The sequence below is a fragment of the Glaciecola sp. HA4-3 genome (assembly GCF_055693685.1).
Genome location: NZ_CM146340.1, coordinates 3,164,444 through 3,188,234, shown reverse-complemented (window position 1 = coordinate 3,188,234; position 23,791 = coordinate 3,164,444). Strand labels below are relative to the sequence as shown.

23 protein-coding genes and 2 pseudogenes are annotated in these 23,791 nt (G+C 40.8%); 9 read left to right on the top strand and 16 right to left on the bottom strand.

The features are described 5' to 3' along the window. Positions 1-189: 189 nt before the first annotated feature. Genes ACZ1G6_RS15310 through ppiC form a run of 6 tightly spaced genes read left to right on the top strand, consistent with a single transcriptional unit; the run spans position 190 to position 4,769 of the window. Entirely contained in the window at positions 190-1,284 is a 1,095-nt protein-coding gene (locus ACZ1G6_RS15310; RefSeq protein WP_472617079.1) for an efflux RND transporter periplasmic adaptor subunit, read from the top strand. Further along, positions 1,285-1,779 (top strand): efflux RND transporter permease subunit, encoded by a 495-nt coding sequence (locus tag ACZ1G6_RS15305; RefSeq protein ID WP_472617078.1) that lies wholly within the window; start codon positions 1,285-1,287, stop codon positions 1,777-1,779. Next, the gene (locus ACZ1G6_RS15300) at positions 1,685-2,194 is read left to right on the top strand and encodes an efflux RND transporter permease subunit (RefSeq protein WP_472617077.1); all 510 of its coding nucleotides are present in this window, start codon (positions 1,685-1,687) and stop codon (positions 2,192-2,194) included. The genes ACZ1G6_RS15305 and ACZ1G6_RS15300 overlap by 95 nt, the downstream gene beginning before the upstream one ends. Next, on the top strand, positions 2,160-2,639 hold the full coding sequence (locus ACZ1G6_RS15295; RefSeq protein WP_472617076.1) for an efflux RND transporter permease subunit: 480 nt from the start codon (positions 2,160-2,162) through the stop codon (positions 2,637-2,639). Before ACZ1G6_RS15300 ends, ACZ1G6_RS15295 begins: the two co-directional genes overlap by 35 nt. Before the next feature lie 16 nt (positions 2,640-2,655). Further along, on the top strand, positions 2,656-4,488 hold the full coding sequence (locus tag ACZ1G6_RS15290) for an efflux RND transporter permease subunit (protein WP_472617075.1): 1,833 nt from the start codon (positions 2,656-2,658) through the stop codon (positions 4,486-4,488). 2 nt (positions 4,489-4,490) lie between these two features. Next, a complete protein-coding gene (gene ppiC / locus ACZ1G6_RS15285; RefSeq protein ID WP_472617074.1) occupies positions 4,491-4,769 on the top strand; it encodes a peptidylprolyl isomerase PpiC in 279 nt (92 codons plus the stop codon). A gap of 58 nt (positions 4,770-4,827) precedes the next feature. Here the strand turns inward: ppiC and ACZ1G6_RS15280 are convergent, their stop codons facing one another. The 4 genes from ACZ1G6_RS15280 to ACZ1G6_RS15265 are packed head-to-tail and all read right to left on the bottom strand — an operon-like array spanning position 4,828 to position 7,410. After that, entirely contained in the window at positions 4,828-5,511 is a 684-nt protein-coding gene (locus ACZ1G6_RS15280) for a DJ-1/PfpI family protein (RefSeq protein WP_472617073.1), read from the bottom strand. Beyond that, positions 5,486-5,965, bottom strand: coding sequence for an acyl-CoA thioesterase (locus tag ACZ1G6_RS15275; protein ID WP_472617072.1), 480 nt, complete (start codon positions 5,963-5,965; stop codon positions 5,486-5,488). Before ACZ1G6_RS15275 ends, ACZ1G6_RS15280 begins: the two co-directional genes overlap by 26 nt. A 12-nt stretch (positions 5,966-5,977) precedes the next feature. Further along, the gene (locus ACZ1G6_RS15270) at positions 5,978-6,742 is read right to left on the bottom strand and encodes a sulfite exporter TauE/SafE family protein (protein ID WP_472617071.1); all 765 of its coding nucleotides are present in this window, start codon (positions 6,740-6,742) and stop codon (positions 5,978-5,980) included. Next, positions 6,742-7,410 (bottom strand): GNAT family N-acetyltransferase, encoded by a 669-nt coding sequence (locus tag ACZ1G6_RS15265; RefSeq protein WP_472617070.1) that lies wholly within the window; start codon positions 7,408-7,410, stop codon positions 6,742-6,744. The genes ACZ1G6_RS15270 and ACZ1G6_RS15265 overlap by 1 nt, the downstream gene beginning before the upstream one ends. A 65-nt stretch (positions 7,411-7,475) precedes the next feature. On the opposite strand from ACZ1G6_RS15265, the gene ACZ1G6_RS15260 reads away from it, so the two are divergent. Continuing rightward, on the top strand, positions 7,476-7,925 hold the full coding sequence (locus ACZ1G6_RS15260) for a hypothetical protein (RefSeq protein ID WP_472617069.1): 450 nt from the start codon (positions 7,476-7,478) through the stop codon (positions 7,923-7,925). Positions 7,926-7,936: 11 nt separating this feature from the next. On the opposite strand, the gene ACZ1G6_RS15255 is transcribed toward ACZ1G6_RS15260, so the two are convergent. From ACZ1G6_RS15255 to ACZ1G6_RS15200, 12 genes and pseudogenes are all read right to left on the bottom strand, one after another. Next, on the bottom strand, positions 7,937-9,211 hold the full coding sequence (locus ACZ1G6_RS15255) for an NADH:flavin oxidoreductase/NADH oxidase family protein (protein WP_472617068.1): 1,275 nt from the start codon (positions 9,209-9,211) through the stop codon (positions 7,937-7,939). 122 nt (positions 9,212-9,333) lie between these two features. Then, positions 9,334-10,711: pseudogene (locus ACZ1G6_RS15250) on the bottom strand (NAD(P)(+) transhydrogenase (Re/Si-specific) subunit beta). Next, positions 10,701-10,994 carry an NAD(P) transhydrogenase subunit alpha part 2 gene (locus ACZ1G6_RS15245; RefSeq protein WP_472617067.1) on the bottom strand — a complete coding sequence of 98 codons (294 nt, stop codon included), beginning with the start codon at positions 10,992-10,994 and terminating at the stop codon, positions 10,701-10,703. Before ACZ1G6_RS15245 ends, ACZ1G6_RS15250 begins: the two are co-directional and overlap by 11 nt. Then, a complete protein-coding gene (locus tag ACZ1G6_RS15240; RefSeq protein ID WP_472617066.1) occupies positions 10,994-12,142 on the bottom strand; it encodes an NAD(P) transhydrogenase subunit alpha in 1,149 nt (382 codons plus the stop codon). Before ACZ1G6_RS15240 ends, ACZ1G6_RS15245 begins: the two co-directional genes overlap by 1 nt. 233 nt (positions 12,143-12,375) lie before the next feature. Continuing rightward, positions 12,376-13,254 (bottom strand): crotonase/enoyl-CoA hydratase family protein, encoded by an 879-nt coding sequence (locus ACZ1G6_RS15235; RefSeq protein WP_472617065.1) that lies wholly within the window; start codon positions 13,252-13,254, stop codon positions 12,376-12,378. A 42-nt stretch (positions 13,255-13,296) separates the two neighbouring features. Beyond that, complete coding sequence (locus ACZ1G6_RS15230; protein ID WP_472617064.1) at positions 13,297-14,226, bottom strand: ATP-grasp domain-containing protein; 930 nt, start codon at positions 14,224-14,226, stop codon at positions 13,297-13,299. A 164-nt stretch (positions 14,227-14,390) separates the two neighbouring features. Further along, the gene (locus ACZ1G6_RS15225; RefSeq protein WP_472617063.1) at positions 14,391-15,365 is read right to left on the bottom strand and encodes a DUF4097 family beta strand repeat-containing protein; all 975 of its coding nucleotides are present in this window, start codon (positions 15,363-15,365) and stop codon (positions 14,391-14,393) included. Positions 15,366-15,377: 12 nt separating this feature from the next. Next, on the bottom strand, positions 15,378-15,857 hold the full coding sequence (locus ACZ1G6_RS15220; RefSeq protein ID WP_472617062.1) for a hypothetical protein: 480 nt from the start codon (positions 15,855-15,857) through the stop codon (positions 15,378-15,380). Continuing rightward, positions 15,850-16,353 (bottom strand): RNA polymerase sigma factor, encoded by a 504-nt coding sequence (locus ACZ1G6_RS15215; protein WP_472619000.1) that lies wholly within the window; start codon positions 16,351-16,353, stop codon positions 15,850-15,852. The genes ACZ1G6_RS15220 and ACZ1G6_RS15215 overlap by 8 nt, the downstream gene beginning before the upstream one ends. Before the next feature lie 191 nt (positions 16,354-16,544). After that, positions 16,545-17,690: a TonB-dependent receptor domain-containing protein gene (locus ACZ1G6_RS15210; protein ID WP_472618999.1), complete on the bottom strand. Its 1,146-nt coding sequence runs from the start codon at positions 17,688-17,690 to the stop codon at positions 16,545-16,547. Then, positions 17,636-18,994 carry a TonB-dependent receptor gene (locus ACZ1G6_RS15205; RefSeq protein ID WP_472617061.1) on the bottom strand — a complete coding sequence of 453 codons (1,359 nt, stop codon included), beginning with the start codon at positions 18,992-18,994 and terminating at the stop codon, positions 17,636-17,638. The genes ACZ1G6_RS15210 and ACZ1G6_RS15205 overlap by 55 nt, the downstream gene beginning before the upstream one ends. A 324-nt stretch (positions 18,995-19,318) precedes the next feature. Next, positions 19,319-20,464 carry a sterol desaturase family protein gene (locus tag ACZ1G6_RS15200; RefSeq protein WP_472617060.1) on the bottom strand — a complete coding sequence of 382 codons (1,146 nt, stop codon included), beginning with the start codon at positions 20,462-20,464 and terminating at the stop codon, positions 19,319-19,321. A 280-nt stretch (positions 20,465-20,744) separates the two neighbouring features. Between ACZ1G6_RS15200 and ACZ1G6_RS15195 the strand changes: the two genes are divergently transcribed. Together ACZ1G6_RS15195 and ACZ1G6_RS15190 are read left to right on the top strand one after the other, a co-directional pair. Continuing rightward, positions 20,745-21,839: a tetratricopeptide repeat protein gene (locus ACZ1G6_RS15195; protein WP_472617059.1), complete on the top strand. Its 1,095-nt coding sequence runs from the start codon at positions 20,745-20,747 to the stop codon at positions 21,837-21,839. 152 nt (positions 21,840-21,991) lie between these two features. Continuing rightward, positions 21,992-23,550 (top strand): annotated as a pseudogene (locus ACZ1G6_RS15190) (BCCT family transporter). Positions 23,551-23,791 lie beyond the last annotated feature (241 nt).

The following is a 23,791-nucleotide window of genomic DNA, read 5'->3' as shown; positions in this document are numbered from 1 at the left end:
AGCATCAAGTGTATCTAATTAGATACACCAATGAGTTTTGAAATACATACTTTGTTTTAAATACCGGTTAGGATAAGGCAAATGTAGCAATGATAATTGCTAAATTTATCAAATGTCTACTATCTCTTTTTCGCCCTTCGGTTTAAAATCAGCGGCACTATAACATCGGACTGTTCACTACATTTTGACATGAAAAAATCACACCTAATTGCACTTGTATTTTCTAGCATTCTTGTCATCTGGATGGCGTCTGGCATATTCAGTCACGATGATAAGCAATCAAAACGGCAAGAAGCACGAATAAATTCAAGCAATAGCTTTATGGTTGAAGTTGCGAAAATAGCGCCGCAAACTACGGATATTACTTTGCGTATTCAAGGTCAATCTGTGGCAAATCGTGAAATTGTAATTCGCGCTAAAACCGAAGGCACAATTGATGCGATAAACGTCAACGAAGGCGATTTGGCTTCTACGCAACAACTCATTGCGAATATTGCACTTGAAGATAGAATGGCACTGCTGGCACAGCAAGAGTCTTTGCTTAATACTCGTCAGAAAAACCTCGAAAGATTACAAAAACTGTCGGCTAAACAATATCAATCCGAGAATGAATTAGAATTGGCGAGCTCGGATGTGCAGGCTTCATTGGCAGCCATTGCCAGTATCAAGCGGGATATAGAGCACACTCAAATTACCGCGCCATTTGAAGGAATTATCGCAAGTGTCATGGTCGAACAAGGTGATTTTTTGCGTGTCGGTGACGACATTGCTCGTATCATTGAGATCAACCCTATTGTGATCGAAGCACAAGTATCACAACAAGATATTGAGAAAGTGGCGTTGGGAAATACGGCAATAGTGAAGCTTGCAAGCGGTCAAGAAATTGATGCTATGGTCCGCTTTATCTCGCCTCAAGCCAATATGCAATCTAGAACTTTCTTAGTTGAACTTACCTCGCCAAATATGGATAACGCTATCAAAGTGGGTACAAGCGCAAGTATTTCATTATTTGTTGATTCGATTGACGCATATTATGTATCTCCCGCTTTGTTTTCCTTAAGAAGCGACGGTGAGATAGGCATTAAAGTGGTCGATCATGAAGATCGTGTGCGATTTTATCCGGTTGAAATTTTACAGTCAGACAGCCAAGGTAGCTTCGTTACAGGCATTCCCGCTTCGTCGCGGATAATTATAAATGGGCATGCGTTTGTCGATGAGGGCGCTAAAGTCAAGGTAGCACTCTCAGAACTTGCTGCATCTGAGTATGGGCAGGGTCAAAACTAAATGAACGCATTGATTGATGCTGCGTTTGCCAGAACAAGGACGGTTTGCCTGACATTTGTGATGTTGCTTATTGCAGGCACTACATCCTACATCAGTATCCCCAAAGAATCAGAGCCGGATATTGCGATACCGATTATTTATGTATCAGTAAGCTATGAAGGGATTGCTCCTAGCGACAGCGAACGTTTGCTCGTCAGACCCCTTGAAAAAGAGCTTAAGTCTATAGAGGGCTTAAAAGAAATGCGCTCAACGTCTTCACAGGGATTTGGCTCTGTGACCTTGGAGTTCGATGCTGGTTTTGATGCCGACCAAGCGATGATTGATGTTTCAGAGAAAGTAGACTTGGCTAAAGCTGAACTTCCACCAAGGCAGCGAAGAGCCGCGGATAACAGAAGTCAACGTGTCTTTGTTCCCGGTATTAACTATAATTTTATCAGGCGATTTGCCAGAGAGAACCCTGCTTGCAATGGCACAAGGGTTAAAAGACCAACTTGAAAGTATTAGTGGCGTGTTAGAAGTCGAGGTGGGTGGCGATAGAGAAGAATTACTTGAAGTCGTGATTGACCCTGTTGCACTTGAAACCTATAACTTAAGCTTTAGTGAAGTCCTAAACTTTGTTCAACAAAATAACCGTTTAGTGGCAGCGGGAGCTTTGGATGATGGCGCTGGCAGAATGGTGTTCACCGTCCCGGGTGTGATTGAGAATCTGCAAGACTTACAAAGTTTACCGGTTAAAAAAGTCGATGATATTGTTATTACTTTTGCCGATGTCGCCACTATAAAACGGACTTTCAAAGACCCACGTTCGCTAGCACGTATTCAAGGGCAAAGCGCTTTATCTTTAGAGGTATCTAAACGAACAGGTGCTAACATCATTGAAACAATTGCCCAAGGTCATGGATATTGTTGAGCAATCCCAGCAATTATGGCCAGATACTGTCAATGTGAGCTATTTACAAGACAAGTCAGAGCAAATTAAAACGATGCTTGGGGATCTTGAAAACAATGTTATCACTGCCATTGTTTTGGTAATGATAGTCATCGTGGCTGTTTTGGGTGGAAAGTCTAGCATATTGGTTGGTTTGGCGATTCCTGGTTCGTTTTTATCGGCCATGACGGTCATTTACTTTTTCGGGATGACCCTAAACATAGTTGTGCTATTTAGTTTAATACTGGTCGTAGGCATGCTTGTTGATGGTGCTATTGTCACTATCGAGTTAGCAGAACGAAAAATATCTGAGGGTGAAGCTGCTAAAACCGCTTTTGCGTCTGCTTCTAAACGCATGGCGTGGCCGATTATTGCATCCACCGCAACGACTTTGGCTGTATTTTTCCCACTGCTAATATGGCCTTAGCCTTGTAGGCGAGTTTATGAAATTTTTGCCCTTAACGGTTATTGTTACCTTAAGCGCTTCGCTATTTATGGCATTGGTTTTTATTCCTGTATTAGGCGGTGTCTTATCGGCTAAAACGTCATCCACACTGTATTATCGAATATTTGGGAAGCTTTCAAATTCGATACAACAGACCTTATCTTCTTTCATCAGCTTGAACGATGATGTAAATAAGACTAATCGAGCTATTCAGGCTGCAGAGAACGGCGATTTGAAGGATATTACAGGGTGGGTTGGGCGCTACCTTTCATTTCTTACAAGGGTGATTGCGTTTCCTTTTCGAACGGCTATGTTTGCTACCTTAGCGTTGATACTGGCCTATTTTGCTTATTATTCATTTGGTAAGGGAGTAGAGTTTTTCCCCAGTATTGAACCTGAATTTCTGCAAGTGCAAGTGCAGGCGCGCGGTGACTTATCAATTAGTGAACGAGACTCACTCGTCAAAAGAGTGGAAGACAAATTACTAGGCTTGGATCATTTGTCGTCTGTCTATACTAAGACGCTAAGCGGTGGCACTAACTCACAAAGTGATATGCCTGAAGATGTTATCGGCATTATTCAACTTGAATTAGTTGATTGGCAATTAAGGCCTAAAGCCTCACAAATTAGCCAAGATATTCGCCAGGAGATTGCAGATATCTCGGGTTTGAAAGCTCAAATAAGAGAGCAAGAGTCGGGGCCCTCTAGTGGCAAACCAGTAGAATTTTTACTGACTTCAATTGATAGCCAGCAGCTTGCAGTGGGAATCGAGCACATGCTCGAATTGATGAGTCAAGTAGAGGGTTTTATTGACGTTGAAGACAGTCGAGCTTTACCCAGTGTGGAATGGAAGTTAATCGTTGATAGAGAGCGTGCTGCCCAATTTAACGTAGATGTTACCTTGCTAGGAAATGCGGTCACGCTAATTACCAACGGGGCTTTGTTGGCTGAGTACCGGCCTGATGATGCAGAAGAGGAAGTAGAAATTCGTCTTCGCTTTGATAATGACAGTAGGAATATTCAACAATTGTTTGCATTGCGGATACCGACGCCAAATGGTGCGGTGCCTATCGCTAATTTTGTGCGATTTGAGCCAGCACCTAAAACTGGCCGAATTAGTAGAACGGACGGTAAACGTTCAATGACAATAAAATCCAATATTGCTGATGGCGTATTAGCCGATGAGCTTGTTGAAAAAATGAGAATTGCATTACGTAATTCGCCTCTACCGCCGGGCGTAATGCTTAAAGTAAAAGGCCAAGATGCTGACACACAAGAAGCCGCGACCTTTTTGACTCAAGCCTTTGTAGGCTCGATATTTCTGATGCTGGTGATACTTGTCACGCAATTTAATAGCTTCTATCAGGCGCTTGTTGTACTTAGTGCTATTGTGTTTTCAACAGCAGGCGTTTTAATTGGCTTACTGATGAGCGGCCAAGCGTTTAATGTGGTAATGAGCGGCATTGGGGTAATTGCATTAGCGGGTATTGTAGTAAACAATAATATTGTATTGATTGATACCTACAATGCCTTACGAAAGCAAAATATGCCGACTAAAGAAGCTATTTTACGAACTGCCGCGCAACGTGTGCGGCCGGTGCTGTTAACGTCAATCACAACGATTTTGGGCTTATTGCCGATGGTATTTGCACTTACCATCGATATTACCGGACGCGATATCTCAATTGGCGCTCCATCAGCGCAGTGGTGGACAACGCTCGCATCTACAATTGCCGGTGGTTTAACATTTGCCACTATATTAACTTTGCTGCTTACGCCGGCTTTGCTAATGCTTGGCGAACGCTTGAAAGAAATAAGGAGTTTACGCTAATTATGGCTACTGCATGCGCTCTACACATCTTGTTAAAAACGGAAAAGCAAGCCTTAGATGTTTTACAAAAAATCAAAAATGGGCAGGATTTTTCGACACTCGCAAAAAAGCATTCCACGTGTCCTTCTGGCAAAAAAGGAGGGGACTTGGGCGAATTCAAAAAAGGCCAAATGGTCAAGGCGTTTGACAACGTTGTGTTTAACAAGGAAATTCTAAAAATTCATGGGCCAGTTAAGACAAAGTTTGGCTTTCACTTAATCAAAACGCTCTATCGAAACTAAGAAAGATATAAACTAATTACTGATATAGCCTTTATTGAATACTCCCTAAATATGGTGTTTATAAATATCGTTTTCGTGTCGGGGCAAATACCTTCATGAATCTGCGTGTTAATTTGTTAAGTAATATCTTTGGTAAGCCATAGCTATTGATAAAGTGATATTGATTGGGGAAATATTCAATAGCAAAGCGAATCTCTTGGGAATGTCTTGATGAAACGAGTTTCTTTAAAAGATAAAGGGCCATATCAACACCAGCTGATACACCTGATGCAGTGATGTATTTACCACTTTCGACATAGCGTTTTCTAACCGCTTTTGCACCCATCGACTCCAATTCTGCTAAACATGCCCAGTGAGAACACGCCTTTTGCCCTCTTAAAAGTCCTGCTTTTGCCAACACGAGTGAACCTGTGCACACCGATGCAGTAATCTGAGTTGTTTGATCTATTTTGATTAGCCAAGCAATAAACGCCTCATTTTGCATAAGCTTATGGTCACCAGGACCACCTGGAACTATCACAATATCGGCTTGTGTTACACTTTCAAAGTGTGGCATTTCTGCCATTTTAAAGCTTTTATGGTCGTTATGAATGCCGCCAGTAGTGGTGGCAATCCATTTAACATCAAAAAATTCACTATTGGCGAGCACTTCGTTTGGACCAATAGCATCAAACATGGTCATGCCGGGGTAAGCAACGATAACGACGCTAAATAATTTATTTCCAGCCAAGGGTTTGTTCAAAATCTAAGTCCAATTTTTTCGCAAAATCTTTTGCATGAATCGCAACAGTTTCAAGCTTTTTGTCTTCGTCACTTGTCGCTTCGTAGTGAGGCACTTTGGTGGGTTTGCCTTGTTCATCCACCGCCATGAAGGTAATAAAGCATCTGTTTGTTACCGTAACTTTTTCTTGTTTAGGATCACTTGCCCTAACTACCACATAAATATGCATGCTAGTTGTGCCGGTGTGTACTATTCTAGCGTCAACACTGACCATCTGGCCAACCAATATAGGTTTTATAAACCGTATTGCATTTGCAGAAACCGTTACACAATAGTGTTTACTCCATTGCGCAGCACACGCATAAGACGCTTGGTCAATCCATTTCATGACCATGCCCCCGTGCACTTTCCCGCCGAAATTCACGTCTGTTGGCTCAGCTAAGAACCGAAATTCTGTTTGATTGCTCTTATCCATTTTGCTCCCTTATTAAAGTGAGACAAAACCTAAATATAAGGTCCGTAAGGCCAATATAGTCAAGCTTGCTTTAAATAGCCACGTAAAATATTGAGCTTGCATCTTGTTTAATAGTTTTAGGCCAGCCCATGTGCCGATAGCACCTGTTAGTATCATAGCGACTATCAAAGCAAAGTAAGGCAAAAAAGCAAAGCCTAAAAAGCCAAATGCAAGTATCTTTAAGCCATGTTGCAAGGTCATACATGTTGAAAAGCTGGCCACAATTTGATGCTTGTCGACACGTTGACTATAAATGATAGCCGCTACCAAAGGACCTGTTGCGCCGACAAACATAGACAAAAAGCTGGTGATTGCTCCGGCCACAACTCGAAGGGGTTTGGGTAGATCTCTTTTTTGAGGTTTGATACCCCACACCATGAACAGGACAAAGACCGCTATTGCAAGTTGTATAACGGCTAGCGGCAATTGCACTAAAATGAATGCTGCAAGCGTAATTCCTACAATAGAGCCAAGTGCAAAATAGCGCACAATTGACCATTGTATAGCGTCACAAGTCATCACCATACGATTTGCATTTGAGCCAAGTTGCACTAAACCATGCAGCGGTATTAACACTGCAATGGGCACTATATTGGCCATGATCAAAAGGAGCAATAAGCCGCCTCCAATTCCCAGTGATGCAGATATAAAAGAGGTCAAACAGGCACTGATAATAAGAATAAAGACGTCAATAGATGTTAAGGACGCTGGTATCAACCATTCTATTAGCATTGACATTAGGGTTGTATAAGTAACATCGCGACATCACAACGCTCATAGTTAGCACCAAATCGTGCCATAATATCGTTACTGTGCTCAAACCCTAACTTTTCATACAAATGGATAGCAGCTTGGCATTTCTTATTAGTGAGTAAATAAATAGTATTGTCGGGTGTGTTATTACAAAACGTAATGACATGTTTTAACAAAGACTCGCCAACCTTTAAGCCGCGCAAACCCGATTTCACTCCCATTTTGGTTAACTCGAAGTAGTTATCGCCTTGATTGATTAACGCGCAAGTGCCTATGATCCCATGTGTTTCATGTTCGACAAACCAAATAAATCCCCCGCGATCAATAATATATTGCTGGGGGTCACCAAGTACTTTCTCATCGACAGACTCCACCACAAACATCTCTTCAATCCATTCGCGATTAATACTCTCAAAGTAATGAGCTAACGATGGTTGATAGTCAATAATGTTAAGTACGTTGTTTTGCATATTTTGTTTTCCAGTGCGTGCAAAGGCAAAAAGTAATGGCTTAATTGAATATGTACCAAAATACAATAAAATAGGGAATAGTAAATGAAAATAGCCAGAACGTTGTATCGTTTCAATAATTGCCCCAGCTTTATACTGGGGTTTTTTATGCGTTATCGGGTATAAATGTGGTATATATAGCATAATGAATCTGTAATATTGCCTTACTGAAAAGGCACAATAAATAATAGCTCAGCTAAGGTGTTTTTATGTTTTCTTTAGTCACAAGTGCTAGACCAGTCTCCATCGTGGTGCTTGTTTTTTTACTTTTTACACCATTAGCTCCTAGTCTCGTAGTAGCTCAAAATGCGAATAATCTAGTAGTATCTTCGTCCAGTATGGTGATGCCTCAACGACAATGGACGCAAAGCATTTTGATGGGGCCTCAAGGTAATATTGCTTGTAAAATAGAAAATGAAAAAGGGCCAATGAAACTTCAAATGGTAGCAGACCGCAGCTATCAGGCTCTTTTGAATAATCGCAACGGTGTTTTTTTTAATGAAGATCTAGTTTTTGAGCGTGTTGAGACTAGCGGCCTCTATGATAGGGAGCTATCAGGCCCTGTAGGCGATAAATATTGGTTTATCATGGCTAACGTCACACCATCCATATCTGAAATGACAATAGAGTGTTTCTATCCTGAGCCAGACTCTGAATAATATCTATACTGCTAACGATGACGGACTTTTTTGCGTCTAATGGCAAGTTTAGCGTCATTAATAATATGTTTAATAAAAGCGCTAAATACACCCAATGATGTTTGGGGTGCTAGGCCTTTTGACAGTCGAATTATTTGCCAATAATAAAAGCCTACTTGTCCAAAACCATTGATTGCTTTGATTAGGCTGATACTACTATTATTTCCAAGGAGCCCGGTTCCTAATACAAGTTTTTGTTCGAAATCGTCAATTGTGTCAATAGATTGCTCTATTAGCAAAGACGAACAGTTTGTTTGTGTACAAAGTGGACGAGCTAAACCAACCATATCTATTTCATTGCTACTAATCGAATTTTCCATGACTTCTCGACTTCTAAACCCACCTGTCACCATCAGTGGAATATCGCATGTTTCTTTTATTTGTTTGGCATATTCGATGAAATACGCTTCGCGTTTACGTGTGCTTTCTCGGACATCTTTTGCTTCAACACCCAATAGACTAAGTTGTTCATATGTGCCACCAGATATTTCTAAAAGGTCGATAGAATCTGCAGCAAGCCATGCGGCTACTTGTGAGCATTCTTCAAGCGTGAAACCTCCTTTTTGAAAGTCAGCCGAATTGAGTTTGACCCCAATTGGAAAATTATCACCCACTTTAGCTCGCACACCTTGTACAATATGCCTGATGATGCGAGCTCGATTTTCTATGCTCCCGCCCCATTGGTCAGTGCGTTGATTGGTGATAGGAGATAAAAATTGACTCAGTAGGTAGCCATGTGCGCAGTGTATTTGTACACCTTTAAAACCTGCTTGCTTCACTAAATCTGCGCTGGTGATAAATCGATTGATTACCTCATCAATATCCGTTTCGCTCATCGCTCTTGGCTTCGCAAAATTACCCAACATTGATAATTGAACGTTTGACGGTGAAAGAGGTTTAGCATTAACCATCCGTGGACATTGCCTGCCAGGATGGTTAAGTTGAACCCAACAATGATTACCATTAATTTGTGCTGCACGCGCTAAATCTTGATACAGCGAGATAGATGATTCATCTTCTAAAACCATATTACCTGCTCTTTCGAGGTAGCGCTTATCGACCATTACGTTCCCTGTAATTAACAGTCCAGTGCCACCGCGAGACCAAGTATCATAAAGTACGTTTAGTTGCCCAGTTGGTCTGTCGAATGAGTCAGCTAGTCCTTCAGTCATGGCACTTTTGCCTAGTCTATTTGGTAGGATTGCGCCGCATTTCAGCGGTAAGGTTTGGGCTAAAGGACTTGTCATAGGGATCTTAAATAAGTCATAAGTGGACTTTAGTGTAACAAGCTTGACAAAAAATAGGGATGGTTATCGTCAATATTGGTGATAAAAAAGACCCGAGCGTATTCACTCGGGCCCCAGATATCTTAATCAGAAAACTGACGAATAATACTGTTAATTGTGTCTTTGGCATCGCCAAAAATCATTCGCGTATTCTCCTTAAAGAAAAGTGGGTTATCGATACCAGCAAACCCTGATGCCATGCCTCGTTTTAACACAAATACATTCTTTGCTAAGTCAGCATTAATAATCGGCATGCCATAAATAGGACTACCTTGCATTTCCCGCGCGGCTGGATTAACAACATCATTTGCCCCAATAACTATGGCAACATCGAAAGTTTCCATTCTTGGGTTAACTTCATCCATTTCTAGTAATAATTCATAAGGAACATCAGCTTCAGCTAAAAGGACATTCATATGGTACTGGCATTCTGCCGGCTACTGGATGTATCCCATATACAAGCTGCGCACCATTTTCTTCTAAAAGATTTTGTAGCTCCTTCATGGCATGTTGTGCTTGTGCTACTGCCATGCCATATCCTGGAATAACAAGCACTGATTGTGCAGCTTCTAGGACATAATACGCATCTTCTGATGACATTGCTTTGGCTTCACCTTCTATCTTAATTGATTGGTCTGAAACAGCTTGGAAGCCGGAAAATAACACATTGTTTAGTGAGCGGTTCATGGCTTTGCACATGATGCTTGTTAGTATGATGCCACTTGCGCCCACAAGCGCGCCGGCTACAATCAACAAATTGTTATTCATTGCCATACCTGCCGCGCATGCAGCAAGCCCTGAGTAGCTATTAAGTAGTGAAATGACAACTGGCATATCAGCGCCGCCAATTGGTATTACTAACATGATACCCAGCACCAAGCATAAACCAACAAAGCACAAGACTAGCAATAGATGGTTAGCATCATTGCTAATCGCGTAAGCTAAGCCGATAATTACCACAAGTAAAAAGCCATTTACAAAGGCCTGACCTTTAAATACCATCGCTTTAGTTTTGATTAAACTACTAAGTTTGCCACTAAGTTTAGACCATGCCACCAAGCTGCCTGTAAAGGTTACGCCACCTATTGCAATAGCCATCAGCAAAATTACTACAACATAAATCGGTAGTGATTGTGTCATTAGCATCACAAGGGCAACGGCTAAACTTGCTAACCCGCCCACACCATTTAGCAGGGACACTAGCTCAGGCATAGAAGTAAGCTGGACTTTTTTAGCGATAACAATGCCTACTATGGCGCCTAACACTATGGCGATTGCAATGAATTGATACGCAATGATTTGTTTATCGATGAGTGTTACACAAATCGCAATTAACATGCCCAAAGCTGATAGAAGGTTGCCTTTTCGGGCGCTTGCTGGGTGTCCCAATAATTTTAAACCCAAAATAAATAAAGTAGCGCTTAAGACATATACTGCATTAATAATCAGTTCATTTTGCATTTTTGTCTCCTTTTGCTTTGAACATAGCAAGCATTCTATCTGTCACTAGATACCCGCCGACAACATTGATAGTGGCTAAAAATACTGCGATGGAGCCGAGAATCTGCGACAAAATATTATGCTCAGAGCCAGCAAATACAAAGGCACCAATTAAGGTGATTCCCGAGACCGCGTTAGCGCCAGACATCAATGGTGTATGCAAAGTGGCAGGGACTTTACGAATCAATTCAAAGCCCAAGAATATGGCAAGCATAAGGATCATTGCTAAATAAATATAAGACATTATGCGTCCTTCTGGTTGTATTGAGATTTTAAGATAGGATTTACCAAAGCATGTTGATGGGTGATAAGTGCAGCGCTAAGCACCTCATGTTGAGGGTCTATGTTGATAGACTTTGTGTCGTGGTCCCAAATGTCTTCAATCAGCGCATATAAGTTGTTAGCGTACATTTGGCTGGCATCTATGGCGACTTGGCTAGCCCAATCACCTGTGCCAATAATACAAACACCCTCAAAATCAATAATTTGGCCAGATATAGACGCTTCTACGTTACCCCCATCTTGTGCTGCCATGTCGACAATCACCGAACCAGGCTTCATTCTTTTAATGACATCATTTTTGATTAAAACAGGAGGTTTGCGTCCAAACAACTGGGCGGTGGTGATGACGATATCAGCTTGGGCGATGCAATCTGCTTGCGCATCTTGCTGCGATTGAAGTTGTTGCTCAGTCAAGGCTTTTGCATACCCTTGACTTGTCGATTCGGTATTACCTAAATCTATTTCAAGGAATTTTGCCCCTAAGGATTGCACTTGCTGCGCCACTTCTGGTCGAGTGTCATAAGCAATAACACTTGCGCCCATCCGCTTTGCTGTCGCAATCGCTTGAAGACCCGCTACTCCCGCACCAATAATAAACACTTTTGCCGGTTTTAAAGTACCTGCTGGCGTCATCATCATGGGTAAACTTTTGGGAAGTTTGTTCATGGCTTGTAATACCATGACGTAACCCGCTAAGCTTGCTTGAGAGCTTAAAGCATCCATTTTCTGGCAGCGCGTGCTTCTGGGGATCATCTCCATACTTAAACTCGAATGACCACTTTCTAACAAAGCCTTAATTACTTCGGGATGATTAAAGGGGTCAAAAAAACTTACACTACAGGTTTTTGTGCGGCTTAAAATAAGCTCGTCTAAAGGCAACGCTTTTACGCTGAGAATAACATCAGCTTGTTTTAGGGCTGCTGCTTTGTCGGTAAATACCGTCGCGCCAATGTCACTAAAAGCCTCATCATCCAAACCTATGGCTTGTCCAATACCACTTTCAACCAAGATACTTGCACCTAAGCGGATATATTGTTTTACGTTGTCTGGAAGAATCGCAATCCGACGTTCAGCATCAGATTGTTCTTTCACGAACACGAGTATGCTCATACTAATTCCTTACATTGAAGCATATTGACTAGCAATGCACATAAATGTGACTGCACAAACTCGGTCGTTAGGTGGGATGCCTTTTAGAAAAGGTCATTATTATTATATTGCGTGAGAGGGGATGCCATTCACTACACAATAAACGCGGATATTGCTATTTATTGTGCAGTGCAACATAGCATGAGTGAATGAGTAAAACAACAATTTGGTGCTTTTCTATAAAGACCAAAAACTTATTTCATATGATGGTGCTTTGGTAATAAGGCTTCATATTCGGGCAGGCGCTTTTGTGCACCGGCACTCATGGCTTCTTGTACATCTGTCATTTGCAGCATCGATGCATTCCATGTTGCCATATAGTTTAAGCTATCTTCAGTGTTATGATCGCGGCTGTAATTAAGCATCTCTTTTGTGCCATTTACTGCAATAGGAGAGTTTGCTGCTATTTGCATTGCCAAGTTCATCACACCAGCTAACATACTGGCTTGGTCTTCAAAAACTTGATTAACAAATCCGCTTTGAAGCGCTTCGTGACTGTCCATGTTTCGTCCTGTAAAAGCAAGTTCACGAACCAAACCTGGTGGCATCAGTTGACCTATACGTTGCAAGGTACCTACATCTGCAGTCATTCCAAGTTGTGTTTCTTTTATGCAGAAAAACGCATCTTTTGTGCAATAACGGCTATCACATGCACATACCATATCAACAGCACCACCAATCGCACCGCCTTGAATAGCCACAAGGACCGGGATTCGGACATTCTCTAAGGCGTTAAATGCATCTTGTAGCTCTAATATCCCTCTTCGCATTTGTTCTGAGCGTCTTGCGGCTTCTTGTTTGACATTCTTAGCCATATCAGTAAACACAGATAAATCCATACCAGCAGAAAAATGTTTACCTTGTGAGCTAATTACAATCACTCGTGCGGCTGAATTATCATCTACCATATTTACGCACTCTGGTAGCTCATACCAAAACTCTTTTATCATGCTATTTAATGCGTCTGGCCGGCTAAGCACTATGTGTGCAATTTCGTTTTCTATACTCAAAGTCAGGGTCTGAAATGGTATTGCACAGATTTCTTGGGGGCTTAAAACCTTTATTTGTGACATGTAAACTAACTCCTATTGTTAGGTATTGCTGGCTTATATGGACTATATAAACTGGCCAAGGTATTTTGCTAGCGCAAGCATCGCGAATTGATTACTGATGTGTTCAGCATCCGAATTATAATTTGTATTTGTATTTACATCGTAAGCGTAGCTTACCCCTTTTTCATCTAATATTGCTTCAATTCCTGCGACTTGGATATTATTTTTTTGTAAAAACGCTTCGTAATGACCAATAAAGTCTGGTTGATAGTCTGTTAAGATCTCAAATTTAGCTTGGCTTGCTTGTTGGGCGCCATCACTTGGGCAAAACATGTCGTCAATCGAACATGCATCAGCAGGGCAAAGCTCAAATCCCTCAGAGGTATCTACTTTTACCGCGTAAAAGAACTTACCACCGATGAACTCATGCCTTATGATATATGGCTGTGGAGAACGAATATACTGCTGGACTAAGGTGATACCGTCAACGGGTGCGTCATAATTAGAACTGTTTAGATATTCGTCCAAGGCTTCTAGTGAATGAAATAATTGAACTCCTTGGCCTTTGCCCGCACGATTATGCTTTGTAATAAAAGAATCGATATTTAGTTTTTCTGCCGCTTCAATAATACGAGACTTACCCACGGCTACCACTGTTTTAGGGGTGATAATACCTGCATCATTGAGTGCCATATATTGATTGACTTTACTGACTTCTAGTCGCAACGCTCGACTGCCATTGACAACTTTTCGCTCATGTCTTTCAAGCCAAGCCAGAATAGCTTCGGCATATTCGGGCGCATACCGATGATTACGAGTGTGTGAAGAAGCGCTCATTCGGTTATAAAAAACACCTTGTGGGGGTTCTTCACTTAGATCAAAACTGCCCTCATCAAGGTGCCATAATTCAAACGGTAACTTAAGCTCTTCAAGTCGCTTAACCAAATGGGCAGTCCATTCATTATTTTCATGTAAAACGTGTATTTTACTCACTAACAAGCTCTCTTAATATTGACCGTAATCTAATACGGATATTATCAGTTTTATTGGTTGATCACATGCTTGTTATTACCTTGATTAAAGACCTAAAGTTCATAAAAAAAGCGCCTTGATGATGAGTCATGAAGGCGCTGTTTAAAGGGAAAACAATCGTTATATTATTGTGTATCTACGGTGATGCTGCCATTGACCGTTGAGGCGTTTACCCAAGAGCTTGGTTGGCCGGTTGAGAAGTTAAGCCACTTTCTAGGGCCATATTCTGCTTTAGATGCTTTTTGCTGTGTAATGTTGTTTTTGATACTGCCGCCAGCATGCGCTTCAATATCAAACTTCGCTTGGACATCCTCTTGGAATATTAAATCAATATCTCCACCTACAGAACTACTTTTCACCGTTGCACCATCAAGTAAATTCATGGTCATGTTTACGTCGCCATTGACTGTGCTGGTGTTTAATTCAGAAACATCTTGGAGGGTAAATCTAAGATCGCCATTGACTGTTTCGGCACTAATTTGCGAGGCTGAAGCACGCAAGCTTATGTCGCCGTTGACTGTGCCTAAGCGAACGGTATCACCAAGGTTCTGCGTCGCTTCTATATCGCCGTTAACTGAGTTAAGTACTAATTCACCTTCAAGGTTTTGTGCATCAATATCACCGTTAACAGTAGTTAAGTGCATCTTGCCTTTCAAATCATTAGCGCTTAGGTCACCGTTTACCATATTAATCGTGGTGCCTCCATATATTTGGCTGACTTGTGCCTGTGCATTGGGCGAGTGATAATCTACTTTACTGTTTTGAGGAACATATATAGTTAAATCATCACCATCTTGTTTCATGGTTTTCCAATAACCGGAGTCTTTTTCTACTTCTACCAAGATAACGACTTTCTTTCCGTCTCTTTCAAACGTAAATTCTTCTGTTCGCTCCCCAAGGGTACCGGTAACCTGAACCTTCGACTCGCTCCAACCGATAATCTTTACTTTTCCAGAAACATGCTTAATTTCAATAATACTTTGGCTATCAACATCAAGAGTCTTGTCAATTGGTCCTGCTAATGTATTGGCTATTGCAGCGTAACTGATAAGTAAGGCAAAAATCCCCAGTAATGAGAGTGTTTTAGTATATGATTTCATATTGTTGTCCTATTATATTCGTTGCCATGCAGGTGCATGAACGCGTTCGATTAGACTTATTTGTTGCTGATGCACTTGTTTTAGCATCTGCAACAAAGCAGCATTGTTAGGTTCGTTCTTAAGCGCTTGTTTTATTGCTAACGCAGCGTTATCGAGGTCGTTTAATTGCTGTTGCCAGTTTTCTGTTGTGGCTTGCGTTCCCTCAAAATTTATCAACAGTGCATTTTTGGTTTTCGTATGCTGTTCACTCATCGCATTAACTAATTCATAGCCATTACTCATTTGCCCGCTTTGAAAGCTAATAAGCCCTATAATCGCCAGCGCAGCGATACCTGCTGCCAAAGCGAAATGAACTGTCGGCGCCTTTCTCGGCTGCATATCTGTTTTGGCAATATGTCGCTCTATGCCAACCCATAGGTCTTTATCGGGCTGTTTTTCACGATTAAATGTATTGATATGCTCATCTAAAGATGCTCGTTTATCGTTATTCATTCATCCACCCTTCAATTAGGTTTTTGGCTCGGGATAATTGCGCTTTACTTGTCCCTACTGCTATATCTAAAAGCTCGCTAATTTCTTCATGACGGTAGCCTTCAATGGCATATAGTACAAATACCATGCGTGCTCTTTCGGGTAGTCTCAAAATCCATTTCTCAAGTTGCGTATGTGACAAATCTTGTGCTAGCAGTGTGTTCTCGATATCACTTGCCTCTATGCTGAGCATGCGTTGCCACCACGATTTTTGTTTACGCATGTACGAAATTGTCACATTGCTAGCAATACTATGCAGCCAGGTTGAAAACCGACTTTTGGCTTCATATTTTGGTAGACTTTTCCATACTTGGATGAAGACTTCTTGTGTTGCATCCTCAGCCAAGTTTTTGTCTGCGCATAACCTCAAACACAATCCGTAGACTTTACCAACATGCATGTTATAAATTGATTGGTAAGCATTTATGTCGCCCGCAGCGGCATTCGCGATAAGCATTTGCTCAATAGCGTCGGGCTGGGACTGTAAATTAAGCCCTGCTACAGGTATACCTGCTAGCAAAACTGAGTCTTTTTTATTGGGTTCATATACTCTTAGTCGCTATAAAGACCGCAAAGGTTTAAATGGCTAATTTTTTTTGCATATAAAAAAGGCAGCCACTGGCTGCCTTTACATTACTATATATAAGCTTAGTCAAATTCGTAAGAAACTGACAAACCAAATAAACGAGGTTGGTTAGGATAAGCGTTAAAGCTTCCACCTTGAATCGGAGGTGGGAATGCCGATAAGAAGTACTCATCGTTATTTAGGTTACGTACCCAAATTTGCATCGCAAATCCATTATCAAAGTTCAGGCCTGCACTTGCGTTAACAGTGCTAACTTCACGCGTTAATTCAGGTGGAACGTTAGATACTAACTCAATTTCGCTTTCGTATTGATAATCAACACGCACATAACCAAACATGCCGTTGTCTAAATCGTAGTTATATGTTGCACCAAGATTAAAGCTGCGCTCATGGATACCAAAGGGTTGCTGACCGGTTAAGCTAATTGGGCCATTAATACCAGAGGCGCCCTCAAACGAGTCATAAATTGGGTCCAAAATAATACCAGCGAAGGTCAAATCTAAGTTATCAGTTGGTCTGTACACAGAGTCAAACTCAATACCTTTTGTTGATTGTTGACCAGCATTAGCCAATACAAAACCTGTTCCTACGAAAGTACTTGATTGGAAACCTTCAATGGTTTGATCGAACAATGTGACATTGAATGCACCGTCTCTGAAACGTGTTTTCATTCCTAGCTCGTACACTTTACTCTCTTCAGGTCCAGCAAAACGAGTACCATAGCCTTGGTTGTTTTGTGTTAGGCCTGCAGATTCAAGCGCTGCTTGGTCGCCAGGGAATGGACGTGTGTCTCTTGATAAGTTCCAAGATGTTGCCTTAAAGCCTGTTGCAGCAGTAGCAAAGAAGTTAACGTTTCGGTTAAGTTCATAGGCTAAACGGACACTCCAGGTAGTATCACTGTCATTACTATTACCATCTTCAATCTCATTTGGGAAAATAAGTTGTTGAGGTAAAAATTGCACGCTTTGCAATGTAGGAATAAACGGTGCTAAAGGTGGAATCAAAGAAAGTGGCACACCTAAACCAGTTGGCGTACTGTTGAAATCTATACCTGATAACACTTCGGTGTTGGTTTGCTGGATATCAACATCTTTTTCATCGTTTGTGTAGCTTAAACCAAGTGTAGCGGTTAATTGTTCGGTCAAATCGTAATCTAAGCTAACAAAAAACGAATACGCGGTATTGTCTTGTTGGAAATTAGTATCAATTTGAGGGCCTGCAGCAAAGAAAGTACCATAGGTGCTAGGCCATATAAGGGCTCAACATTAGGGAATAAGGCGCCAAAACCAAGCACATCAAAGAATGGACGTGTGCCCGCCCCATAAAATAAAGTATCACCAGTATCAACTTGCTCATCAAAGTAGAAACCACCTACCATCCAATCAAAGGTGTTATCGCCACTTGATGTTAAGCGAAACTCTTGAGTAAAGGTGTCAATGTCTGTGCGACCATCTTCTGTCAGGATATCTAAAGATGTGTAATCAACATCCGAGAAGTAGCCTGATTTGTTATTACGAAATGCAGTGATTGAAGTAAACGCAAAGCTGTCATAGTCAACATCTACTTGAAGCGATACACCGCCATCATCAACAGTATTAACCGAATCATTGTTTAGTGCAGACTCATATGCAAATGGGTCATCAGTCTCTAGTACAACACCACCTAGCGCTCTAACTGCTGCAGTTGTTGGGCCATTGATCACATCGGCAACTGTACAACATCTTTCATCGATTTCGCTGTAGTCTGCGATAAAGCGTACTGTAACATCTTCGTTTGGCTCATATAATGCCTGACCACGAATATTCCAGCGATCACGATTGTTTAAGTCGTCTAAACCAACCACACTTTCTGTAAAACCGTCACGCTTATTAAAGCCTCCAGAAATACTAAAAGCTAACTCGTCAGTGATGCCATTGGTGATGTAACCTTTGATGATGCGCTGATTATAGTTACCAACAGTTACTTCAGTTTTCCCTTCTAAACTGTATGAAGGTGCTGCGGTTCTTACATTGATAACACCAGCTGAGGCGTTTTTACCAAATAATGTGCTTTGTGGACCAGATAATATCTCAACCTGTTCAAGTCTTGGTAAATCACCAATTTGAGCTGCGGCTCTTGAGCGATACACGCCGTCAATAAATACGCCTACAGAAGGCTCGATACCGGTATTGTTTGTTCCGTTACCAAAACCACGAATCGAAAAGTTAGTATTGGTCGAGCGCTGCAATGGCGTTACACGAAGTGTTGGAACGATACTTTGTAAATCGCCTATATCTAACACTTTAGTTTGTTCAATGTCTTCTGCACTAGTAACAGAAATCGCGATAGGCGTTTCTTGAAGGCCAGTAGTTCGTTTAGAAGCACTAACCATAATGACTTCGAGATCACTCTCAGCGTCTTGTGCTCCTTGGGTTTCTTGTGCGCTAGTAACGTTGGCCATAAAGCCTAACGAGAGGGCAACAAGCACGGCTAATCGTTTAGGGGTAAATTTTTGCGACAGTTCTCGACTCATAATGTGTTCTCATAATAATACAAAGGTGTGTTTTTATTTTTATCTTGCTACCCAAGGTCAAAATGTGCTCAAGAGCTGATGAAATCTTAAATACAGAACAGGGCAGACCAGCTTAATTTAGCAAACATTGGTGTAAAAAGTAAAAGATATGTTTAAAAAATGTAAACAAAGAAGATTCATTAGGTGATGCTAGTGAGCATTTAGATATAAAAAGCGTTTAATATCAAGGCTTAAGCGGATGTATCTATATAATCAATGCTCGCTATTTATCTTGATGATATATAGCCATTAGTCTTATGTATGTATAAATATTGAACAGTTTATTTATATTTCGAGCTCATCTCGCTCGCTCAAAGGCTGATTTTCGTTTGAAGGCGTTTGTTTATTTTGCAGTTGCAGATAGAGCAAAATCGACACAGAAACGGCTAGTATTGGCAGTGTAGTGCCCAGCACGCTTGATTGCGCAAAATACATCAGGCTACCCCCTAAGAGTATATTCTTAATCCACTCTATATAAATAGCCTGTGTTTTATGCTCCATTAGCCAAGCTGTATTGATGCTGGCCATAACAACAAATAAGGCGATTATAATTTGCTGGCTCAATAAAAGTGTATGGGTATGCATCATTAAGAAAACACCAATTGATGCATTAATGATGTATTGTAAAATACAGTACGCTTTTGCAGTGGTGCTTATTGTAGTGTGATATGCCGTAAACCGCGTTAAATCGACTTTTTCTATGGGGTGTGATTTTGCGACATCTTCAGGTCGCCAACCGGTGGGACCTAACCATACTTTTACTTTATCTGTCCATCGTTTGGTATATAGGCTATCGAAGCAAAGCTGTTTATAAACTTGTAAATTGGCATAACAAGGATTCCAGCTTTTGAGCGCTTTACGTACACCATAAATCGGCTTTTCTGATTCTAGTTCTTCTTGAAAACTACCAAATAGACGGTCCCACACAATAAAGACGCCGCCATAATTGCGGTCTAGGTAAATTTGGTTTTGAGCGTGGTGAACTCTGTGATTCGATGGAGTGACAAAAAACCATTCCATCCATCCTAATTTGGGTAGATGCTGTGTATGTACCCAAAATTGATAAACAAGATTAATAGATGCCACTGATATCAATACAACTGGATCAAGACCAATCAAGGCCAATGGGAGGAAAAAGATAAAATTAAAGAAGCTACCAGAACTTTGGCGTAGTGCTGTCGTTAAGTTGTAGTCTTCGCTTGAATGATGCACAACATGCGCCGCCCAAAACAAACTAACTTCATGACCAAAGCGGTGGTTCCAATAATACAAAAAGTCGTATAGGACAAAGGCAGCACACCATATCCACCATGTGTTTGGTAAGTTAAATATCGAGTAGTGCTCATAAATCAGCACATAAAAAGTCAAAGGAACTAAAGCCTTTAGTACACCAATCATGCGACTTAGCACGCCAATACTTAAACTGGTCAATGCGTCATTAACTCGATAATAACGAGTTTTTCTGATTTTTTCCGCGATTAGCTCCAAGCCAATGAGGAAAAAAAGCCTGGAATCGCATATAAAATGATGCTCATAAAATACTCTGCACTGTGCACTGGTAGTACCATTATCATAGTGCGCTAAACATCTTTAAGTCAACGCATAAGAGATAATCCTTAACCATGCATCGACCTTGCGATCATTAATAAATGAACTTTGTGACAAATCACCTGACTTAACCAAGAGCTTGTCATTATTAAAGGAAAAGAAGATGTTATTTACAAAAAGGGACGTTTATAAAAGAGCTAACGTGACGACTGGTTTTTTATTTCTTGCTATGGCGTGGGTCAGCGGAGTCAATGCTACTCAAGACTCACTAGAAAATTTACAAGATCTATACAAGAAAGAGGATTTTTCTCGTCTTATTTACACCTTAGATAAATGGGACAGAGCAGAATTTACGCCAGAGCATTATACTCTATACATTTATAGCCTTGCTCGAAAAGATTTAGATGAAGCAGAAGAAGTGGTTGATACTGCGATAGCATCATTTCCTAACAATCCAGATATGTATTTACTTCATGCGGATATAATGGGTCAACAAGCACAAAATAGCATATTCAGTGCTTTTTCTTATGCAAAGAAGGCCTTAAACAGTTTACAAAAAGCAGTTACGCTTGCACCTGACATTCCCAAATATCGACGAGGGCTGATGCAATTTTATCTTGCTGCGCCGTCGATTGCCGGTGGTGATCCTGAATTGGCACTGGTTCAAGCAAAGGCAATCGATGCGATTGATAAAGAAATGGGTGCTGCTGCGCTAGCTGCTTATCATCAATCGATTGATGAGGGTGACAAAGCTGCTCAGATCTTAGAAGAAGGCTTACAGCAATTTCCAAACTCATTTAGTTTATATGCACAACTGTCGAGTCTGTATTTAATGAATAAGGATTATCAATCGGCAATATCAAGCTTAGTGGCAAGTAGCCAAATCGAAATTGGTGAGTTAAGTGACAAAGCTAAACTTAGCACTGAGCGAGTAAAAGAGCATGAAAATAAGCAATATAATTTGCTTAACAGCCATTATCAAATTGGTAGAATTGCGCTTTTAAGCGAGCTGCAAATGAACGATGGTATTGAGCATTTGAATCGTTATATTCACATGTATGCCAGCACAACAATAGATATGCATGGACTACCTTCATTGGACTGGGCAAATTTGAGGTTATCAGGTCTATATTATAAATTAGGCCTGTATGCCAAAGCATCTGAGGCTATTTCACTAGTAAGCGCAAGCGAAGATAAGAACATAAAAGAAATACACAACGCGCTAATAAAGAAAATTAATAAAGCCTTATCTCAATGATGTTTTTGGTAGTAAATAAGGCCCTTAATTAAAGGTTTAGAGAGTTCACTAGCGATTTGATATTTATTGATGCATGATAGCAAGATAATAATAATGAGCTTTAAGAGGTCTTTGCCTCAATTTAGCATCTTGTGAGTCACTTCAGCATCACTATGAATAACACCGCTACTTCTAATATACTTGCGATGAGAAAGGGCGTCTTCTGGCCACCATTTACCTTACTAATGGTGGCAGTAATGTTCAGCTTTATCGATATCGACACGTTTTTGTCAAGTATGACAGCAATAAATACATGGATTTTAGTTCATTTCGATTGGCTGTTTAGTTACGCAACACTTGCTTTGCTTGTGAGTCTTGTAGTTGTATTTTTCTCCCCACTGGGAAAAATAAAGATAGGGGGAAGCAAGCTAAACCTTTATTGTCAAAATGGCGTTGGTTCTCTGTCACGCTCTGCACAACCCTAGCAACGGGTATTCTTTTTTGGGCCGTAGCTGAACCTATGTTTCATATGTATTCGCCTCCTGAATCATTAAATCTAGTAGCTAACTCACAAGAAACCCTATCGTTTACGATGGCGACCATGTTTATGCATTGGTCGTTTTCGCCCTATGCAATTTATTGCGTACCGTCTTTGGTCTTTGCGCTTTGTTATTACAATCTAAACAAGTCTTTTACGATTGGTTCGATTTTAGCGCCAGCGATTGGCGATAACGTGGCCATGAAAAGTGCTGGGGTAATAGATGCTATTGCACTTTTTGCACTTGTGGCAGGAATGGCCTCATCTTTAGGTACCGGAATTTTAGTATTAAGCGGTGGTATCGAAGCGCAGATAGGTATCTCCAATGGTAAAATTATGATGGCATGCGTTGCCGCCTTGATTGTATTTTCATTTGTTTTTTCTGCAGTGAGTGGTTTACATAAAGGGATAGCAAGGCTATCAAGTGCCAATGCGTATATTTTTCTTTTCTTTTGCGTGTTTGTATTTGTGCTGGGTCCAAGTGCATTTATTGTGAGCAATGGACTTGACGGTGTGCAAGAGTATGTAGCAAGTTTTCTTGCACGTAGTACCAATGAATTAACTGCACCACAAGATGATTGGTCGCGCGAATGGACAGTCTTTTACTTTGCAAATTGGTACGCGTGGGCACCCATCGCTGCATTATTTTTAGGGCGCATAGCCCGAGGCTACACGGTTAGGCAGTTTATTTTTGTTAATTTAATTTTGCCATCATTGTGCGCGATCATATGGATGTCAACACTCTCTGGTGCAGCTTTGTATTTTGATGATTTACTACAAGGCGCGTTTCATCTGTCGTTACTTGAAAAAGGCCCAGAATCACTCATTTATATGTTGTTTGATGAACTTCCATTTAGTGCTCTTATGTCTATCTTACTTATTTTTATTACCTTTATTTCGTTTGTTACTGCGGCAGATTCAAACACTGATGCGATGAGTCGCCTTTGTTGTTCGTCAGATCCGCTAGAAGATGACAATAGCCAAAGTAGCACAAAGTTAAAATTTATTTGGGGAATAACCATTGGCACTATTTCATGGGTGATGATTAGTTTTGCCAGTTTAGACGGTATTAGAATGATGAATAGTTTAGGCGGCTTGCCGGCTCTATTTATTATCATACTAAGCAATATTAGTTTGTTTGTTTTGCTGAAACATTCTTTTAATAATCATCTTAAGTTAGATACTAAAGGTTAATTAACTCAGTAATTTTTGTTCGCGTCTTTGTTTTTGTGCTTCATTGTGTTGCTGATCGGCAACGAAATAAACCCTGTTGTCTTGTCTGGTTCAAACGTTAAAAAATTGTAATAAAATCACTAACGCTATTATTTACAGGCGCTTCGCCACATATTTCTTTTCTAAACTTTTTTTCATTTTTAAAGCCTGAACTATTTTTTTTGCATGGCGTAAATCTAGTGGTACATCCAAATACCATGAC

Excerpts from the sequence above, each read along its gene's own strand:
- ACZ1G6_RS15310 (WP_472617079.1), top strand. The coding sequence starts at position 190 with ATGAAAAAATCACACCTAATTGCACTTGTATTTTCTAGCATTCTTGTC.
- ACZ1G6_RS15305 (WP_472617078.1), top strand. The coding sequence starts at position 1,285 with ATGAACGCATTGATTGATGCTGCGTTTGCCAGAACAAGGACGGTTTGC.
- ACZ1G6_RS15290 (WP_472617075.1), top strand. The coding sequence starts at position 2,656 with ATGAAATTTTTGCCCTTAACGGTTATTGTTACCTTAAGCGCTTCGCTA.
- ppiC (WP_472617074.1), top strand. The coding sequence starts at position 4,491 with ATGGCTACTGCATGCGCTCTACACATCTTGTTAAAAACGGAAAAGCAA.
- ACZ1G6_RS15275 (WP_472617072.1), bottom strand. The coding sequence starts at position 5,965 with ATGGATAAGAGCAATCAAACAGAATTTCGGTTCTTAGCTGAGCCAACA.
- ACZ1G6_RS15270 (WP_472617071.1), bottom strand. The coding sequence starts at position 6,742 with ATGTCAATGCTAATAGAATGGTTGATACCAGCGTCCTTAACATCTATT.
- ACZ1G6_RS15265 (WP_472617070.1), bottom strand. The coding sequence starts at position 7,410 with ATGCTATATATACCACATTTATACCCGATAACGCATAAAAAACCCCAG.
- ACZ1G6_RS15260 (WP_472617069.1), top strand. The coding sequence starts at position 7,476 with ATGTTTTCTTTAGTCACAAGTGCTAGACCAGTCTCCATCGTGGTGCTT.
- ACZ1G6_RS15255 (WP_472617068.1), bottom strand. The coding sequence starts at position 9,211 with ATGACAAGTCCTTTAGCCCAAACCTTACCGCTGAAATGCGGCGCAATC.
- ACZ1G6_RS15245 (WP_472617067.1), bottom strand. The coding sequence starts at position 10,994 with ATGTCTTATATTTATTTAGCAATGATCCTTATGCTTGCCATATTCTTG.
- ACZ1G6_RS15240 (WP_472617066.1), bottom strand. The coding sequence starts at position 12,142 with ATGAGCATACTCGTGTTCGTGAAAGAACAATCTGATGCTGAACGTCGG.
- ACZ1G6_RS15235 (WP_472617065.1), bottom strand. The coding sequence starts at position 13,254 with ATGTCACAAATAAAGGTTTTAAGCCCCCAAGAAATCTGTGCAATACCA.
- ACZ1G6_RS15225 (WP_472617063.1), bottom strand. The coding sequence starts at position 15,365 with ATGAAATCATATACTAAAACACTCTCATTACTGGGGATTTTTGCCTTA.
- ACZ1G6_RS15220 (WP_472617062.1), bottom strand. The coding sequence starts at position 15,857 with ATGAATAACGATAAACGAGCATCTTTAGATGAGCATATCAATACATTT.
- ACZ1G6_RS15215 (WP_472619000.1), bottom strand. The coding sequence starts at position 16,353 with ATGCTTATCGCGAATGCCGCTGCGGGCGACATAAATGCTTACCAATCA.
- ACZ1G6_RS15205 (WP_472617061.1), bottom strand. The coding sequence starts at position 18,994 with ATGAGTCGAGAACTGTCGCAAAAATTTACCCCTAAACGATTAGCCGTG.
- ACZ1G6_RS15195 (WP_472617059.1), top strand. The coding sequence starts at position 20,745 with ATGTTATTTACAAAAAGGGACGTTTATAAAAGAGCTAACGTGACGACT.